The 18450-nt window shown below is 60.1% G+C and carries 16 protein-coding genes; 10 read left to right on the top strand and 6 right to left on the bottom strand.

Features of this window, described 5'->3' with window-relative positions; all coding sequences use genetic code 11:
• From AC07X9_RS23925 to AC07X9_RS23940, 4 genes are all read left to right on the top strand, one after another.
• On the top strand, positions 1–1876 hold a 1876-nt coding region (locus AC07X9_RS23925), incomplete at its 5' end, for a glycosyltransferase family 4 protein (protein ID WP_495198006.1).
• A gap of 34 nt (positions 1877–1910) precedes the next feature.
• The gene (locus AC07X9_RS23930; RefSeq protein WP_086486490.1) at positions 1911–3056 is read left to right on the top strand and encodes a glycosyltransferase family 4 protein; all 1146 of its coding nucleotides are present in this window, start codon (positions 1911–1913) and stop codon (positions 3054–3056) included.
• Complete coding sequence (locus tag AC07X9_RS23935; RefSeq protein WP_086486489.1) at positions 3053–4363, top strand: glycosyltransferase family 4 protein; 1311 nt, start codon at positions 3053–3055, stop codon at positions 4361–4363. The genes AC07X9_RS23930 and AC07X9_RS23935 overlap by 4 nt, the downstream gene beginning before the upstream one ends.
• Positions 4364–4563: 200 nt before the next feature.
• Positions 4564–5649 (top strand): polysaccharide biosynthesis/export family protein, encoded by a 1086-nt coding sequence (locus tag AC07X9_RS23940; RefSeq protein WP_254908192.1) that lies wholly within the window; start codon positions 4564–4566, stop codon positions 5647–5649.
• A gap of 46 nt (positions 5650–5695) precedes the next feature.
• Here the strand turns inward: AC07X9_RS23940 and AC07X9_RS23945 are convergent, their stop codons facing one another.
• The gene (locus AC07X9_RS23945) at positions 5696–6826 is read right to left on the bottom strand and encodes a KpsE/RkpR family capsule polysaccharide export protein (protein ID WP_176342176.1); all 1131 of its coding nucleotides are present in this window, start codon (positions 6824–6826) and stop codon (positions 5696–5698) included.
• A gap of 377 nt (positions 6827–7203) precedes the next feature.
• Here AC07X9_RS23945 and AC07X9_RS23950 point away from each other — a divergent pair, with 377 nt between their 5' ends.
• Positions 7204–8115: an FkbM family methyltransferase gene (locus AC07X9_RS23950; protein WP_086486487.1), complete on the top strand. Its 912-nt coding sequence runs from the start codon at positions 7204–7206 to the stop codon at positions 8113–8115.
• A gap of 20 nt (positions 8116–8135) precedes the next feature.
• Here the strand turns inward: AC07X9_RS23950 and AC07X9_RS23955 are convergent, their stop codons facing one another.
• The 3 genes from AC07X9_RS23955 to AC07X9_RS23965 form a co-directional block, all read right to left on the bottom strand.
• Positions 8136–10280: a glycosyltransferase family 4 protein gene (locus tag AC07X9_RS23955; protein WP_086486486.1), complete on the bottom strand. Its 2145-nt coding sequence runs from the start codon at positions 10278–10280 to the stop codon at positions 8136–8138.
• A 261-nt stretch (positions 10281–10541) separates the two neighbouring features.
• Positions 10542–10793 (bottom strand): hypothetical protein, encoded by a 252-nt coding sequence (locus tag AC07X9_RS23960; protein ID WP_086486485.1) that lies wholly within the window; start codon positions 10791–10793, stop codon positions 10542–10544.
• 24 nt (positions 10794–10817) lie between these two features.
• Positions 10818–11575 (bottom strand): IS5 family transposase gene (locus tag AC07X9_RS23965; RefSeq protein ID WP_140159655.1). Its coding sequence is split into 2 segments (ribosomal slippage): positions 10818–11236 and positions 11236–11575, totalling 759 coding nucleotides; the frame shifts between segments, so codons are not numbered across the junction.
• Positions 11576–11814: 239 nt separating this feature from the next.
• Between AC07X9_RS23965 and gmd the strand changes: the two genes are divergently transcribed.
• The 5 genes from gmd (at position 11815) to AC07X9_RS23990 (ending at position 15687) form a co-directional block, all read left to right on the top strand.
• The gene (gene gmd / locus AC07X9_RS23970) at positions 11815–12852 is read left to right on the top strand and encodes a GDP-mannose 4,6-dehydratase (RefSeq protein ID WP_086486484.1); all 1038 of its coding nucleotides are present in this window, start codon (positions 11815–11817) and stop codon (positions 12850–12852) included.
• A gap of 11 nt (positions 12853–12863) precedes the next feature.
• Positions 12864–13700 (top strand): GDP-mannose 4,6-dehydratase, encoded by an 837-nt coding sequence (locus AC07X9_RS23975; protein WP_176342175.1) that lies wholly within the window; start codon positions 12864–12866, stop codon positions 13698–13700.
• A gap of 71 nt (positions 13701–13771) precedes the next feature.
• On the top strand, positions 13772–14431 hold the full coding sequence (locus AC07X9_RS23980; protein ID WP_086486482.1) for an ABC transporter ATP-binding protein: 660 nt from the start codon (positions 13772–13774) through the stop codon (positions 14429–14431).
• A gap of 195 nt (positions 14432–14626) precedes the next feature.
• Complete coding sequence (locus tag AC07X9_RS23985) at positions 14627–15325, top strand: nucleotide-binding protein (protein WP_086486481.1); 699 nt, start codon at positions 14627–14629, stop codon at positions 15323–15325.
• The gene (locus AC07X9_RS23990) at positions 15322–15687 is read left to right on the top strand and encodes a hypothetical protein (RefSeq protein WP_086486480.1); all 366 of its coding nucleotides are present in this window, start codon (positions 15322–15324) and stop codon (positions 15685–15687) included. Before AC07X9_RS23985 ends, AC07X9_RS23990 begins: the two co-directional genes overlap by 4 nt.
• Positions 15688–16162: 475 nt before the next feature.
• Here AC07X9_RS23990 and AC07X9_RS23995 read toward each other — a convergent pair whose 3' ends face one another.
• Together AC07X9_RS23995 and AC07X9_RS24000 are read right to left on the bottom strand one after the other, a co-directional pair.
• Positions 16163–17017: a helix-turn-helix domain-containing protein gene (locus AC07X9_RS23995; protein ID WP_086486479.1), complete on the bottom strand. Its 855-nt coding sequence runs from the start codon at positions 17015–17017 to the stop codon at positions 16163–16165.
• 504 nt (positions 17018–17521) lie between these two features.
• Entirely contained in the window at positions 17522–18424 is a 903-nt protein-coding gene (locus AC07X9_RS24000; RefSeq protein WP_086486478.1) for a replication initiator protein A, read from the bottom strand.
• Positions 18425–18450 lie beyond the last annotated feature (26 nt).

The following is an 18450-nucleotide window of genomic DNA, read 5'->3' on the forward strand; positions in this document are numbered from 1 at the left end:
CCGCCTGGAGGAGGCACTGGCCGCCTATCAACGCGTTAACAACGTTACGCCCAACGCCGAAGCCATCCGCAACATCCGCTTGCTGCGCAAGGACAACAAAGTCAGCGCAGCCGAGGAAATAGGTGAAGGGACCGTCTTTTTCGCGATCCAGGATTTATTCGGCTATCTGAAGGCACATGTCACCATGTCGGGGATTCAGCGGGTTCAGGCCGGCATCGCGCTGCACGCCATCAAGGATGAGGGCGTCGATGCCCGCTTCATCGTCGGCAATGCGCTTGAACATGTGCTGCCCGCCGGCGAGTTCTGGATGGCCGACAATGCCGAAGTGCTGCGCATCATAGACTATGCGTCGGGCAAGCAGGTTGACCATGACATCCTGCGCGCCATGATACTATCCTGCGAGAATGACGCCGTCCGGGTGCGCCCGTCGCATGGCAGCACGATCATCCTGCTGGGCGCCTTCTGGGGACTGGGCAACAGCATCCGGGAATTCATCCGGTCCAAACGCGATGGCGTGCGGATCGGGGCCTATGTCTATGACATCATCCCTGTCACCCACCCCGAATTCTGCGACGAGGCATTAGTCACCGATTTTTCGATGGCGATCTGCGAGCTATGCGCGGTTGCCGACTTCATTCTGACCATTTCCGATGCGTCACGCTTTGCTCTAGCGGAGTTTATCGCTAAAAATGGCGGCCGTCCCATACCGATGCAGACCGTGCCGCTGGCCCATCACCTGACCCAATCCGCAGACGACGCGGTTGAGTGGCCCGAGCAGCTGCGCCAGGTGAAGGGCAAGCGCTATGTTCTCTATGTCTCGACGATCGAAGCGCGCAAGAACCATCTCTATGTGGTCAATGTCTGGCGGCGCCTGATGGCCGAGGGGGTGGATGTTCCCGATCTCGTCTTCGTGGGGCGGCATGGTTGGAAGATCAGCGGTCTCATGGATGTGCTCAAGGCCACGAACAACCTGAATGGCCGCCTGCATATTGCCCACAACCTGTCTGACGGCGAACTGAACGCAGTATATGCTAATTGCGAGTTTTCGGTGTTCACCAGCTTTGTCGAAGGCTGGGGCCTGCCGGTGGGCGAAAGCCTGTTGCATGGCCGACCCTGCATCGCTTCTGACACATCGTCCATTCCGGAAGTCGGCGGCGACTTGGTTGAATATGTCGATCCCTTCAACCTGACCCAAGGCATCGAGATATTCCGGCGGATGATAACAGACAAAGGCTATCGCGATGCCCGTGCCAAGATGATCCGCGACCAGTTCGTTCCAACAACATGGCAGGATGTAGGTAGTAATTTTCTTAGTAAGGTCAAATTCTATCAAGCCGCTGATATCATACCGTTTCAGACCAGTCTGGAGGAAGGCAAAGTGCTTTCGCTACGGACCAAGGCCGGCAGTACAATCGATATCAAATCATATTTCGACATCCCGAGGCGCATCCTGATCGAATCCGCCCATCTCTACGGATCGGAAGACCATGGGGTTTGGATGAAAGGTTCCAATCCCAGCTTCAGTATCCTTACCGGCATGACGGCAGGCGCCTCGCTGCTGGTCTATTTACAGGTGTCGGTGGCACCAAGTAGCCAAGATTGCATGCTGACGATCTTCAACGCAGAAAATGACGCGATGAGAGCGATCCGGCTACAGGAAGTGGCCACGGGCCAGGTCATCAGGTTGGTGACCAAGGCGGGTGACGACGGCGCGATCCAGTTGCGCTTCGACGTGACCGGCCCCTACCCTCGATATGAGGGCGACAATCGTGATTTCGTCATCGGGCTGCGCTCCATCGGTTATGCGACCCCGGAGAATTTGGTCGCGCGACAGGAACTGTACGAAGCCATGAGCCTGGTGGACCTGACATCCTGACGTCGCATTCCCGCAACACGGCGCTGCGACGATCATGATGGCTGGATCAACGGACGTCCCTGTCTGCATCGACGGCAGGCTGCTGGAAGATGGCGGCGCGGGCACCGGGGTCGGGCAATATGCCCGGACCTTGGTGCAGGCGTTGCGGTTGGCAGGCAGAGCGCCGCTGATCCTGAGCGACGGCGAACGCACTGCGCGCAGGTCACGCCCCGCAAAATGGGCGGCAGCGCTGCGTCCTTGGCCCCGCGGAGCCACCATCACGCCGGGCGGCTACCGGGCCTACGACATTTTCCGTGAAGCCTATGTGTTTTTCAGTATCTATGGGCGGATCATGCCGCTGCGCCTGCCTGGACCAACGGGCATCATGCACTGGAGCTATCCCTTGCCCATGCGCATATGCGGGTGGCGCAACATCTACACCGTGCATGATGCTATGCCGCTTGATTCCGACATCCCGACGCCTGTCGACGGACGTCGGCTGCGGGCGGTACTGGACGGCTTGGCGGCGTCAGGAGGCTCCTTCGTCACCGTGTCGAACGCCGCGCGCCAGGCCATAGTGGAAGCCACCGGCTGGCCACCCGGCAAGGTGGCAATCTGTCACCAGGGCGTCGACATTGACGATATGGCGGTGAAAGGGCGCGACACCCTGCCCGCCGGACTGCAGGCGGGCGGCTATCTGCTCTATGTCGGCGCGGTAGAAGCCCGAAAGAATCTGGTCGCCCTGCTCGATGCCTACCGGGCGAGCGGCATCACGACACCACTAGTCATATCCGGTCCTGATGGCCTAGATGCCGAACATATCACCGCCCGGATACAGGACACCCCCGGGGCGATCCGCCTAGGGCTGCAACCGCGGGATGCCGTGCTCCGGCTCATCGCTTCGGCGCGCGCCCTCATCCTAGTATCGCTGGCCGAAGGCTTCGGGGTTCCGGTTGCCGAAGCCATGGGTCTGGGAACGGCCGTTTTGTCCGCCAACATCCCGGCGCTCACCGAAGTAGGCGGCGGCGCGACGCTGCTGATTGATCCGCGTGATCCGGCGGCGCTGCGCCATGGCTTAGCCACGATCGATGGCGACGCCGCGCTAAGGGAGAAGCTAGTCCGCGCCGGGCTGGAAAGATCGCGATATTTTGGACTGGAATCCTATGCACAGCGGCTCGCGAACCTGTATGGAATGGCATGACTGAGATTGTACCAGCCAAGCTGCGCATTGGCATTGATGGCTATAATATGGCACTGCCCCAAGGTACGGGCGTTGCGACCTATGGACGGAACCTGGCGGCGGCAATCGCTGTGCTTGGATATCGAGTAGACCTGTTGTTCGGTCTGAACATCCCACGCAAGGCGGGCGATGAGCTGCGGGAGTCGCTATTCTTTGGGCAATTGGGTGCTGATCCGCCTCATCGCCTGACCATGCGGCGGCGGATACGACGCTGGCGCGTACATCCCTTCACCCACGATATGACCCGAATATCCGTCGCCGGACGCACCGTGTCGCAGCAAGGCAGCGATCGCCTGCCGTCGTTTGACCGGCTATTCAACCGGGCGGAACTGTTCGACATCTGCGCCCGCCATTTTCGCCGCTACGACAAGTTCATGACCGTCAGAGTGCCCGATCCGCCCGCTATCATGCACTGGACCTATCCACTGCCCATCCGCTTGGCTGGCGCGCGCAATATCTACACCCTGCATGATCTGGTGCCGTTGCGGCTGCCGCAGTCCAGTCTGGAGGACAAGCGCTATTATGACAAATTGGTCCGTGCTTGCGTGGGGCAGGCGGACCATATCGTCACCGTGTCGGAAAAGTCCCGTGCCGACATTATCGAACTGCTTCAGGCCGATCCGGCGCGGATCACCAACTGCTACCAGAGCAGCGACATGCCTGCGCTGCGCGATCCAGCTGCCTTGCCCAATCGCCTGCATCAGTTGTTCGACCTCAAGATGAAGGATTATCTCCTATATTTTGGCGCGATTGAGCCCAAGAAGAATCTCGGCCGCCTCATTCAGGCCTATCTCGAAGCGAATATCGCCACCCCCCTGGTGATCGTCGGGGCCGAGGCTTGGCATGCCGACCGGGAACTCAAGCTGCTAGGCGCCGCCCATGGCAGAAAGCTGCCCGGTGTCGATCGTATCCGGCGCATCGACTACATCCCGCGCACCCTGCTAACTGATCTGTTACACGGTGCTAAGGCATGTCTATTTCCGGGTCTTTATGAAGGCTTCGGCCTACCCGCGCTCGAAGCGCTGGCTGCTGGGGTGCCGCTGCTGGCCAGCACGACCGGAGCCTTGCCCGAAATCACCGGTGGTGCGGCCCTGACCATCGACCCCTATGACATTGATGCCATGGTTGACGGAATACGCAGATTGGACGGCGATTCCATGTTGCGCAACAGGCTAACGCAACATGGGCCCATACAGGCTGACAAGTTTTCCCTGATCAGATTTTCAGAGCGCATAGGCCAACTTTACCAAGGCATCTGCAGACGCTAGACGCCTCAAGCGCTTTTAACCTTGGGCGAAGCATAGCCTGATAACGGCATTGGAGTAATAGCATGTATCTTAAGCGCGGGACGCAATGGATCCGTCCAGGGGTCATCCTACTTACGGCGACGTGCCTGAGCGGGTGCGCGACCCTGCCGCGCAATGGCCCGACTGGAGCCCAGGTCGAACGGAGTGCGAAGCACAACGCAATGGGCTTCAAAATCATCGATATTGCGCCCGACAATATTGACGCCCTGTCTACCACGCAAAATCAGGCCGGGGCCTTGGCCGCGCTGGCCGCAGATGGCAACATTGACCTGATCGGCCCTGGGGACGTGCTGGCGATCGAGATTTACGAAGTGGGCGTTACGCTGTTTGGCGGACGCGCGAATATAGGTGTCGCCGGCACCATGCTGGAAAACGACCTCAGCATGTCGGCCAGCAGCGAAACCGTCGGTGGCAGCGGTGTCGTGGTGGACCGCAATGGCAATATCAGCCTGCCTTATGCAGGAACCCTCTCCGTTGCCGGCCTGACCACCTCGCAGGTACAGGACCGAATTGTCGCGGCGCTGCGGGGTAAGTCGCAAAGCCCACAGGTCATTGTCTCATTGCGCCGCAACATCTCCAATGCCGTCGTCGTGATGGGGGACGTGACCAACCCTGGCCGGATGCCGCTGACACTGGCTCGCGAACGGCTGTTGGACGCAATCGCCGAACGGGGTGGAATGAATCGGATGGTGCAGACCGGCTCCTCGACAGCCACAGGCACCGGCGCGCAGGACGTCATCGTGCGCTTCACTCGGCGCGGCCGCGTGGCTGAGCAAGCGCTGGACAGCATCGTTGCGGGATCAGTGGACGATCTGGTCCTGCTGAGCGGCGACCGGATTGAACTGATCCGTCAGCCGCGCACCTTCACCGTATTCGGCGCGCTCGACCGCGTTGCGCAGGTTCCCTTTGAGAGCCGGACGCTGACTTTGGCGGAAGCACTGGCCCGAGCGGGCGGCCCCAATGACAATCGGGCCGATCCCAAGGCGGTGTTTATATTCCGCATGGTCCCCGCCACCGATCTGATGGCTCAGGGCATTCCCGCTTCGACGACGGACATCGCCTATCCGGTGGCCTACCGGATCAACATGATGGAGGCGGAAAACTACTTCCTGTCGCAGCGCTTCACGATGCGGGACAAGGATTTGATCTATATCGGCAATGCTTCGGCCAATCAGCCTCTGAAGCTAGTCCAAGCACTCGGTCAGCTTTTTGCGCCTGTGCTGAGTGTCCAGAACGCCACGCGATAAGTGAGGGTGCCTGCTGGAACCAGCGGTGGGCACCCCCCTCTATCGATCAGGCCGCATGTTCCTTAACGCCGGCTCGCAACAGCCAACCAATGCCATAGATCAGCAGCAAGGCGAAGAAGATCGTCGCCACCGTCTTGGTCCGTTCAGGATACAGCGCCTTTACCGGCATGTTGGGATCGACCACCGGCACAACGAACAACTGCTGGCGTCGGGCTTCGTCCTGTGCGCGCTGGAGCGCGGCCGATGCCATTTCCAGCTGCTTGCCGTCCATCTCCTGGCGGATTTTAAAGCCTTCATACTCCCCCAGACCCGCCGCGACATTGCCCGGCCCCTGCGACAGCTTGGCTTGCTCTGCGGCTACCTGCCGCGACAGCGCCGCGACACGGTTCCGCAAAGCAATTAGCTGCGGGCTGTTGCGCCCGACAACGGCGGCCATGGAAGCTTCCTGCGCGCGGGCAGCGGCCAACTGAGCCTGTAGTTCAGACACCATGCTGGTCCGCGACGTACCTGTCACCTGGGGGTTGAAGTCCTGCCCGCTGCGGCGGAACTGAGTGATCTGGCGCTGTGTCTGCGCCAGATTGTTCTCCGCCTCGCGCACGCGGCGTTCCGCCATCTGGATCGCGTTGGCATAGTTGCGCTGGTTGAGGGTGTTGACCCGCGCCTCGCTCAATCGCAACAGTTCCTGGACAATCCGGTAGGAATCCTCTGGCCGAAATGAACGCACCTTGAGCGTCGTAATGCCCGTTTCTGTGCTGACGTCCACATCAACCTTGGCTTTGAAATATTTCTCCAGCTGCTCGGGCTTGGGATTGGCGTACCACAGCCGTGACAGCGGGTCCGCTTCGGGCCGACGGAATCGGTCGATCAGGCCGATGCGCTTTTCCAGCGCATTCACGGCATCATGTGACTCTAGATAGTCGGCGACTACTAGCGCGTCGCGCTCCGACGACGCGCCGCCTACCATGGTCAGCGCCTGACTCAATCCGCTCGGTGCGGATGTCGGCGTCTGTGACGTACGCACGACGAAATGCGCTTCCGATTGATATTGGTTGGATGCGATTAAGTAAAAATACAAGGCCGCCAGAAGTGTTGGAAAAAGAACGATGATACACCAGCTGCGATGTTCTTTAGTCCATTCAATCAGCCGCGATCCAGCTTTTGAGTATAATTTATCCAAAATACAAGACCTTACGATGAAGGGAAAATGTTAGAGATTTTTTGATTCGGCAACAAAGCTGGCTGCGTGCAATAGGGGCGTGAAATCGATTCTATCTGTCAACGAAGTACGACGTTTTCAGGCCGTGTGCCTCCGGGCAGTATAAGCAACCAAGCCTCCTCGTGTATGTCGGCCAAAGCTTTGGCCACGCCGACACTCCCCAATGTCTGAAACGATCGTCATCGCGGCGCTTCTACAGCGGGACGCTGCACCTTAGAATATAAAATCGTCACTCCCGTCGATGTTCTGTCATCAGGCCGCCTATCATATCGCGGGGTACGTGCGATCGCAAAGCCATGGTCGCATTGCCGGCAGCTTTGCCCTATAGGTCCACCCCTATGAAATTGCCTTCCCTCATCGCCGGCGTCTTGCAGCGCATCCGCCGTAGTCATGCGCAAGATGCTGGTATCCGCTTGTTCCATCTCGAACATCTTCTCTCTTATCCCCGCCAACGCAACGAAGCGGTCATTCGCGAGCTCTGTGCGAACGCCTATCTGGGTGGGGAAAGATCATTGTGCCGGGTGCTGGGCCGATACAAGATGATTATCGACACTCGTGATGTCGGCCTGTCAAGCCACCTGCTGCTTGATGGCTATTGGGAAATGTGGCTGACCGAATTGTTCGCCACGCTGGTGAAGCCGGGCATGAAGATCGTCGATGTCGGCGCCAATCTGGGCTATTTCTCGCTGCTGATGGCCGACCTTGTGGGCCCAACAGGTCAGGTCCATGCCTTTGAACCCAATGTCGATCTTGCCCATCGCATGGCGCAGAGCCTGGCGCTCAACGGTTTTTCTAGGATCGCGACCGTTCATGAACAGGCTTTGGCCGATGCCGAAACCGACGTGGTTCTGCTTGTCCCCAAAAACGAACCGAAAAATGGCCACCTCCTGCCCGCTGATCATCCCACATCGAGCGATGACGCAGTCGAAACCCGGCTGATGCGGACAAGGCGGCTCGACAGCTATCCCGAACTCTATGACGCCGACATCATCAAGATCGATGCCGACACGTCCGAAATGACGATCTGGTACGGCATGTCGGCCATCTTAGATCAGGGGCGGCCGCTGACGATCGTGCTAGAATTTGCGCGGATCCGCTATGCCGATCCGGGTGCCTTCATCGACCGGATCCTGGCCGATGGCTTCAGTCTGTCGGTCATCATGCTTGACGGCGGCGTCCAGCCCATCGACCGGGAGGGTATCCTCGCCGCGCCTCCGCAGGACGATGTCATGCTGCTGCTGGTACGGTGATACCCTCGCCGCCCTGATCCTCAGTCGCAGGTAAAGCACAGCTTCGCGATGGCGCATCCCCCGCCGGGAGGCGCTAGGCCGATACGGACCGGGCCGGGTCGGGCCGGAAGCGGCAGGGACAGGACAAGGGGTTCGCCCGCCCGTCCCTCGAAGCACGACGAATGGCCATGGATGTCGATCCCGATCGGCGCGCCGCCATGGTCGGCGGCAACATGGATATGCAGGATCCCACCAGCGCATCCGGCCCAGCGGAACCACAGCGACACATCGTCGCCGGCAATCCGGCACCCCGTGGCGGTCGGAAGGCCCCATCCATGCCCGTGGCGCAGGACTTCGCCCGGGGCATCGTCATGCTGCATCCCGCTGTCCGACAGGAGGGACCAGATACCCGGCCCGCCGACCAGCGGCAGGCCCGCCTCCCCCCGTGGCTGAACGGTGACTGCCTTCCCCAGCAGGTCATGGGCGATGTGGTGCCATGTTCGGGGCTTGTAACCCGCCGCGATCGCCGCTTCGGCCGCGTCGCGCACGGGCTTGTCCAGCAGGGCGCATACCGCATCGGCGATCGTGGCCGGATCGTGCGGATCGAAATAGCGCGCGAAGCGCCCACCGGCCTCCGGCAGCGAGGAGACGGCAGAGATGGCCGGCACCTTGCCATAGGACAATGCTTCGGACACCGGCAGGCCCCAGCCTTCGTAAAAGCTGGGATAGAGCGCAAAGAGACAGTTTTCGTATAGGGTGGCCAGCCTGTCGTCGGGAACGCCGTGCAGGATATGCACCCGTTGGCGCAAGGCAGGGTCATGGCGCAATGTCCGGTGGATCGCGTCGTTGAGCCAACCTCGCCCGCCCACACACACTAGATCGGGCATGTCGGCTTCATCGAGCCTGTCGCGCAGCATCACCCATGCTTGGAAGGCGCCAATGTGATTTTTCCGCGGTTCGAGTGTGGACACGAGCAGGACGAAGGGACGCGTGCCAAGCGCATAGTCTCGCAGGATCGATCGATCGGCGGCATTCTGCCGGAAATCACCGTCAAGCGCGACCACAGACACCGTCTCGGGCGGGATGGCGGCTTGGCGTTCGACCGACTTGTCCAGCAGATCCTGCCGGGTCGCTCGCGATATCGCCAAACACCCGTCGGCCGAATGGAGCAGCGAGGTAAACCAAGCCCGATAGTCGCGCACCAGCGAACCGATGAACCAGGTCGGATCGATCAGCGGAATGAGATCGAATACCAGCGGGACATAGATCATGCCTGCGCGGGCGCGCAACGTGCGCACGTCGAGCAGATAATTGCGATCCGACCAGGATGTGCCCAGATTGACGAGCGTGGTGCCGGCGAGCAAGCGCAAGGTGCGCGCCGTGGCCATCGCCCGGTAGATACCGACAAGCTGGGCCACCCAAGCAGGATCGCCTGCGTCATCACTTTGCTTGGCGAGGCGGCACAGCACGAAGAACATGTCTCTTGGCAGCATGATCCAGCTGCGCCGGCTGCTTGAATAGACACAGAAGACCGCCCTGTGTGCGGCGGCATCGTCCAGCAATGCGAGCGATATTTCGATCTGGACGCGCTGGATGCCGGTGGGGAGGCGCGATCGGCCGAAAAAGGCCAGCAGGTCGGTGACATCGAACAGAACCGGCGCGTTCGACAACGTTACAACCTCCTGATCCAGCACCATGTTTGGAGCAATGCCGAGCGCGGCGAGCGCGGCGGCCCAGAAAGTTGAGTCGACGGCCTCACGATCGGGCATGACGCGCGCGAGTTCGGAAATTGCCTCCAAATCTTGGGGTTTGCGTTGCAAGGCGCGCACGAAATAGCGGGCGGCCTCATCGGGCTGCTGCCAGGCCTTCGCCATGTGCCCAAGGTGCAGAAGCGGTTCGGCCTGGCCTGCCCCAAGACGCGCCGCCTCTTCATAGGCGGCGGCGGCGCGGTCTATGGCGCCGGCCTCCTTTTCCATGTGCCCAAGCTGCACCCACAGATGATAAAGACGCGGCTCACTGGACAGCGCCTGGCGATAATGATGCGCCGCCCTGCTCCAATTCTGGCCTGCCCGCGCGGTATCGCCAGCACGTATCTGTGCGGCAGTGCGGCGACGTACCGGCATGCCATTAGACTTTGGCCTGATCCAGCGGATCAGGTTCCCCCGCCATGTCTTCCATGTCTGCATGCAACCGACCTAGAGCGCATGGGGCAAAGATGACACTAGTTTTTGGCCGGCGCGCGACCCTGCAGCCGGACTGATTGCTTCCCCCACGAAAGCAGCCGATATGTGGCACAAATCGACCCCATCTTCATTCCGGACTGAACCTATCTTTATCTGGGCCGGACCGATGGCGACATCGCCCCAGATAATGCGATCTGACTATTCGTCGATGCTGTCGCGCTACGCCGCACGCTCACCACCATGGGGTGCATCTAGGGTTCGGACTCAATCAGCGGCTGTATCGATGACCGTCAGCGATGTGGACGTATAACGCAGGATATACCGTTTCTTGATTGGCTTCCCCATCGGCTGTTTGTCGCCGAAGAAGGCGACATAGCAGTCGTGAGCGCCGATCTCGTCGTCGAACCAGCAGTGGACGACGGTCCCATACTCGGGGACACCCTCCTCAAGGCCGTCGTAGCGGACCGCCGTGCCGGGTGGCAGGTATGGGCCAGACGTGTTTTGGTCGTCGTTCATGAACTGCGCTGTCCTCTAATTCCGTCATAACCAGAACGCGACGGCAGTGGCCAGCGCCACGGCGGACAGGAAGTTGGCGGCGAGCTTGTCGTAGCGAGTGGCGATCCGGCGGAAGTCCTTCATGCGACAGAAGGCGTTCTCGATGAGGTGACGCCCTCGGTAACGCTGCTGATCATAGCGAATGGTGCGCTTGCGATTGCGCCTACCGGGGATGACAGGACTGGTGCCGTTCTCGCGCAGGGTCTTGCGCAAGCTATTGGCATCGTAGCCTTTGTCGCCAAGCAGGTAGCGCATACGGCCCGCGTGTTCGAGCAGCGCCGGCGCAGCCTTCACGTCGCTGACATTGCCGGCGGTCAGCATCAGGGCAAAGGGTCGGCCCAGCACGTCAGTCAGGGCGTGGACCTTGGTTGTCCAGCCACCACGAGAACGGCCGATGGCCTGCGTCGGGCGCCCCCTTTTCCGCCAAACGCCGAGCGCTGGGCCTTGATGTAGGTGCTGTCGATCGCGGTGCTCTTCGTGACCGCACCCGCCTCGGCCAAGGCGTCGAGCAATTTCGTCCAGAAGCCCCGCCGTGACCAGCGATTGAAACGGTTATAGATCGTCGTGGACGGCCCGTAGTCCGCAGGACAGTCGCACCATCGGCAGCCGGACTTCAGGACATGCAGAATGCCCGAAATTACCCGGCGATCATCGACGCGCCGGGCTCCAGGCTGGTTCTTTGGCAGGTGTGGTTCGATCGCCTGCCAGGCAGCATCCGATAACCAGAACAACGAGCGCGACATCGAGCGGAGCCTCCATCCAGCTTGAAGCCACCTTGAATCAACCTACACGCGCATTTTCAAGAGGCTGATTGGGTTTTGACCCTAACTGCGCTGACATGCGACTATAGCTGTCCCTTTCGGCAGGATGGAACGTCTGTCTTGTACCGATAAGCATTTCGGCGCGGCCCGCATAAGTTACTGCCTAGGCATTGATCCATATTCTCTCTACTAGACGGGCGATTCAGTAGGGGATCCATCACATGACGAAAAGTGCTATAGTTACCGGAATCAGCGGCCAGGACGGTGCCTATCTGGCGGAAAATCTTCTAAACCGGGGCTATACCGTATATGGCACCTATCGTCGCACCAGTTCGGTCAACTTCTGGCGTATCGACGAACTAGGCATCACCGATAATCCCAATCTGAAGCTGGTCGAATACGACCTGACCGATATGGGCTCCGCGATCCGCCTGATCGAAACGTCGGAAGCGACCGAAGTCTACAACCTCGCTGCCCAGAGCTTCGTAGGCGTATCGTTCGATCAGCCGATCACCACCGGCCAGATCACTGGCCTCGGCGCGGCATATCTGCTAGAAGCGATCCGTACGGTGAACAAGAAAATTCGATTCTACCAGGCATCAACGTCAGAAATGTTTGGCAAGGTGCAGGCGATCCCCCAAAAGGAGGATACGCCCTTTTATCCTCGCAGCCCCTACGGCGTGGCCAAGCTCTATGCCCACTGGCTGACTGTCAACTATCGCGAAAGCTTCGATATCTTCGGCACAAGCGGTATCCTGTTCAATCATGAATCGCCGCTGCGCGGCCGTGAGTTCGTAACCCGCAAGATCACCGACACCGTTGCCAAGATCGCCCATGGCAAGGCCGAGATGCTCGAGTTGGGGAATCTCGATGCGAAGCGTGACTGGGGCTATGCCAAGGATTATGTCGAAGGCATGCGCCTGATGCTGCAGCATGACACGCCCGACACTTATGTTCTCGCGACCAACCGTACAGAGACCGTGCGCCATTTCGTTGAGCTCGCCTTCGCGCAGATCGGCGTCACGCTCGAATGGTCGGGCAAGGACGAGAACGAGATCGGTGTTGATGCCAAGAGCGGCAAGACCCGGGTTCGCATCAATCCGGCCTTCTACCGTCCTGCCGAGGTCGACCTGCTGATCGGCGACCCCGGCAAGGCCGAGCGTGAGCTGGGCTGGAAGCCGGTCGTGGAGCTAGAGGAATTGACCAAGCTGATGGTCGAGGCGGACATGCGTCGCAATTCTGCGGGCTGGTCCTTCTAATGCGGGTGGCGTTGACTGGGGCAACTGGATTTACCGGTCGCTTCGTTGCCGACGCCCTTGAACGGGCGGGAGCGACGCCGCTCCCGCTCAAGGTCGATCTTACCAATCCTGACGCTACCGATCTGGCCATCCAGGCAGCGGATTTCGACCATGTGATCCATCTCGCCGGGCATGCCTTCGTCCATGCCGCCGACTGGCATCCCTTCTACACGGTCAACCAGATCGGCACGCTCAACCTGCTCGATGCGGTGGCGCGCAAGACGGAAGGGACACGATGCATCTTAGCATCAAGCGCCCAGATTTATGGTCCCAATGCCCAGGGCCTAATTACCGAAGAAGCGACGCCTAATCCCGCCAACCATTATGCTATCGGCAAATACGGCATGGAGCTGGGGTCCAAGCTCTGGGCCGACAAGCTGGACATCGTCATTACGCGGCCGTTCAACTACACTGGCATAGGACAGGACACCAAATATCTGGTGCCCAAGATCGTCGATCATTTCCGCCGTCGCGCCCCTGTGATCGAGCTTGGCAACACATGGGTGCAGCGCGACTTCGGAGATGTCCGTTCGGTCGCCGACGCCTATGTCGGCCTGGTCATGGCCCCGGACGTCCCGCGTGTCGTCAACATCGCGACCGGCAGCGTGTCATCGATCGGCGACATCATCGAAACGCTGTCGGCGCTCAGCGGACATCAGATCGACATCAAGATTAATCCTGCCTTCGTCCGCAAGGGCGATGTGGAAGTATTGGGCGGCGACTCTACGCTTCTTCGCAAGACGCTTCCCAACTGGAGTCCACATGCGATCGACGATACGATCCAATGGCTGTATGAGGCCATGAATTGATGACGATGTCGGGCACTGTCAGCACGTCTCCTGAAACATCGCTCTGCTGAACGCAATATTGCGAAAAGACAATGATTTCATTCCAAAATGTATCAAAGACATATCATATCCGGCGGTTCCACAAGACCGTCTTCAGCGACCTGAGTTTCCAGATTGCGACAGGCACGAGCCTGGGCATCTGCGGGGCAAACGGCGCCGGCAAGTCGACTTTGATGCGATTAATATCCGGTGTTGAATCACCGACCTCCGGACGCATCGAGCGAACGGTATCCTGTTCCTGGCCCATAGGATATGCCAGTTGCTTCCAGTCGAGCCTCACCGGGGCCGATAATGCCCGGTTCATTGCCCGCATCTATGATAAAGACATCAAAGAGCTGTGCGCCTATGTCGAAGACTTCGCTCAGCTCGGCCCTTATTTTTATCAGCCAATACACACCTATTCAGCGGGCATGCTGGCTAGGCTGGCATTCGGCATATCGCTGGCGATTGAGTTTGACTGCTATCTCGTCGATGAGGTCACCGCCGCAGGTGACGACAGATTTCGCCAGCGTTGCGAGGAAGCACTTCATTATCGGCGCGAGACTGGAACGCTGATCATGATCAGCCACGACCCCAATACTTTGCGATCCTATTGCACGCGCGGGGCCGTCCTCAACAAAGGTGTACTGACATTCTACGACAGCATCGACGAAGCCATCGACGTTCACATGCATAATCAAGCCGCAGCCTGAGACATTTCGCTGTCAGGGTGCCTGGTTAAATCGGCTGCTGCGCTGGAACGGGAATGAGCCACACCGCTAGCGGCGCGACAGAAGCGGTGAATGCATCGATGTAAAGCAATCCGGTCATAGTTTGAATGATATCGATGTAGTATCCGATAGCTATCGGATTGCTTCCCGGTTATCCAAACGCTACACCGCTGTCCCATGCCAACCATCGCGTTCATCAGCCCCAAGGGGGGCGTGGGGAAGACCACGGCCGCCCTGCTCCTTGCCTCGCAACTGGCGCGTGGGGCCAAAGTGTCGGTCATCGACGCCGATCCCAATCATCCCATTGCCGCGTGGGGCAAGGACGCAGCTCTGCCCGGCAATCTGTCGATCATCGCCGATGTCGACGAGGATACTATCCTCGACAAGATCGAGGATGCAGCGGCGCAGACCCCCTTCGTCATCGTCGACCTAGAAGGCACTGCGGCCAAGATCGTGCTGCTGGCAGTTAGTCAGGCCGACCTGGTCGTGATCCCGATGCAGGGATCGCAGCTCGATGCGGAACAAGCGAGCCGGGCGATCCGGGTACTTAAACAGCATGAGAAGATGACGGGCCGCGCCGTGCCCTATGGCGTGCTGCTGTCGCGGACGAGCCCAATCATCCGCACGCGGACCATGGGGCATATCCAAGACGGCCTGACCGACGCGGGCGTGCCGATGTTTACGGCGCAGTTGCATGAGCGCGAGGCGTTCCGGGCGATTTTTTCCTTTCGCCAGACGCTGGAAGCCCTTGACCCTAGGGAGGTCGCCAATCTCGACAAGGCGATTGCCAATGCCGAACAATTCGCGGTCGAGGTAATCGAGCGGCTGCGCAAGAGCCGCGGCAAGGCCGCGAACAAGGAGGATGCAACAGCATGAGCCGGGCCAATCCTTTCAGCGACCTTGACGATTTCGCGTCCGATGGCACGGCCAAGCCTGTCCCTGCCGACGCAATCAACAAGATTGCGGAAAATGTCGGTTTTCCGAGCCGCAAAGCCGGGAAAGCAGCCGCAAGCGAGACAGCGACGTGGACAGCTGAAGCGCGCGTCCCTTCCCCTGTCCCGGCCTCCGGTCCGCATCGTGCCCCGCGCCGGCACACCACAGGACGCAATCGGCAGATCAACATCAAGGCGACCGAAGAGACGATCGAGGCGCTTTACCGGATCGCGGACAAGATGGGTGTGCCTTTGGGCGCTGTGCTGGAGCGAGCGCTGACGGCGTTGGCGAAGGATATCGAGTAGCTATCCTATAGCTACTGTGTAGCTATAGGATAGCTTTCAGTTATCGCGGCTTATCGCTTCCATCATGAGGCGTCCGTTATTGGCGGCTTCGCTCTGATGGGAATGGTTCGCCCTCCCCACATGTCGGACGATTTCGGTGCCGGCTTCCTTTCACATCTCTCGGTTGGTGGATAGCGGCGAGCACAGTCATGCCTGGGGCACAAAGCGCGCTAGGCAGGCTTGCCCTCGACAAGGGCGCTGACGATGGTGGTTTATCGCGACCTGTCAGAAAGGCGTAATGTCAGATGGTATCCGGTAGCTATCCAATATCGTTCTCTGGATGAGCTCCCGATTGTTCCGATAGTCGCGTTGAAGCGCTGCCCAAGCCGCTTGCTCCCGTTGGGGAGCATTCGCGCCGCGAAGCGGTGCGTCTGAGGCTGACGGTTTGGGAGGTTAGTGCGGTGGTGGGCTCGGCATTTGGCTTTTCCGATCATAGTTAACGTGTTGGCCGGTTGAGGCCAACTCCGTTTGCTTCTTTTATAAAGGAATCTGAGAGCGGTTGTGGATGATTTTGAGACTCACGCTTGGGGACTACCTCCTGCCGGTCGATCATCGCCTCGATCCGCGCCAGCACTTTGGCGAGCGCGCCCTTTTCCATTGCCTGTCGCCGCTCGCGGGGGTCGAGTGTGGCGCGCATTGCGGCCATCTCGTCCTGCCGGTCAGCCTCGCGCTGGACTTCGTCGTCGGGGAGGGGGGCAGGGCGCATCCAGCGTGGCAAATAGCGCGCGACGAGGTCAGGCAAGAAGGCGCGATAGACGTTGGAGGTCTGCGCATAGCGCGGCCCGGGGCCATCGCCCTCCACCTTCTTGAAGCGGCGCTGTCGCACGAGAAAGCCGATGCCTTCGAGGATGCGCAGCGCGCGCGCCACGGTGGCGCGGCCCAGGCTCGTCGCGTCGGCAAGATAGTCGTAGCTAGGGAACACGCGGCCTTTGTTGAGGCGGGCGAGCGTCAAAATCTCTTCGAACACGCGCACGCTCGCAGCCGTGAGCGTGATGAGCCGCTGTTCGCCGGGCGTCAGGACGCGACCGTCGCAGCGCGCCTCGCGCCGCAGCTGCCGCCCGGCATCGAGGATCCGGCGCGCGGCGCGCAGCAGCCGGTCGGTTTCACCCTTGGCGGGAGGGGTGAAGAAGAGATGCTCAAACGTCCCTTCCTCCACGCTGTCGCGCAGCACCGGCGCGCCAGTGGGGTGGGGCGCGCCGGATCGGGTTTTGCGGGGGCCATGCCCCTTCACCCGTGCGACATGACCACCCAGCGCGCCGACCAGCGCCTCGCCAAAGGCAAGTGTTCCCATTCGTCCCTCCATCGAGGAAGGCCGTCACCAGACAAAAAGAGTGCGTGGCGCGAAGCGCGCATCCTTGAAACCATTGGAGAACTGAAGTAGGAGAGGGGGGTGATTGACCTCTTTTGAGGCACCCGGTTCGACGTTTGGCGACGTCGCTCCAACCTCCAGTGGATGCCCGGCCTTCGTGCCGGGTATTCTTTTATGTGGTCACAGCCGCCCTTTCCATGATCCCTTCGACCGGTATCGCCGGCCTCTTCATGCCCGCAGAGCGACAGCGCTACGGGCGGGCATATGATCGCAGCTAATTTCCTGTTCTAAAAGGCCTTCCGGTTCGTGCTTTCGAGTAGGAATGCAGAAAATCATTCGTGCTTTCGAGTAGGAATAAGGGAAAAATTCGTGCTTTCGAGTAGGAATGGATGTTCTCCATTCGTGCTATCGAGTAGAAACTCGGTCGTCCATTCGTGCTTTCGAGTAAAATTTGCCGGGTTCACGCGAATCACCGCAGACAGGTTTTCAGGCCTGCGTGTCTTCATCCCCCGCTTCGTTCCCCTCGGGCAGGGCAGGGGGGCGGCGGGTGATGATCACCCTTCCCTTGGCGGGGCGGCGTCCGGCCTTACGTTCTTCTCCTTGCGCCGGCGGCGGGGCAGGGGCGTCCTCTATCAGGCGGATGTCATAATCGGGAATGGCGTTGGTCGCCGCGACCTGGCGCATGGCGATGCGGAAGTTCGACAACGGGTTCTGGAAGCCGATCTGATGGCGCAAAAGGTCTAGGTCGAGGTCGAGCGGCGCGCCCTCCACGCAGGTCGATCGCGCGACCTCGTAGATGCGCCGCTCGATCGGGCCAAGCTGGAAATAGGTGTTGGCATAGTCGAGCACCTGGCCATCGCGCAGGATCGCGCGGAACAACCAGTCGCACAGCCGCACACGTACGGCTTTCAACCGTTTTTCGCCCTTTCCCGAGCGCGCATATTGCAGCCGCGCTTCGGACAACCAAGAGAAGAAACCCTCCTCGCCCTCGCCCCCGGCCTCAATATTAGTGCGAATCTGCGTGCCCTGCAGTCGCTCTAGCGCATCGGCCAGACGCGAATAGGAACGGGCGCTGTGGTTGGCGCCGGTGACGGTGAAGAGGTCGTGCGCGGTGAAGGTGAAGTCCTGACTCACGCTCATGCCCGCCTCGATCTTCGCGGCCATGAGGCTGGCGATGTAGAGGACGATTTCCTTGTCATAGATAGTCGCGACGCCGCGCGCCGAGGGGCGCACCTCGATCTGGACGGTGGGGGTGGAATAGGCGAGCGGCTTCATCCACGCATTTTTGGCAAGCGCAAAGAAGGGGAAGGCCATGAGCGACCGCTCGCCCCGGATCTCGCCCATAAGCGGGCTATCGAGCTGGAAGAGTTCGCGCTGGGGGTTGGCCATAGCGCCGACTTTACCGCGATCAGGTC

The organism is Sphingobium sp. GW456-12-10-14-TSB1, from assembly GCF_059424385.1.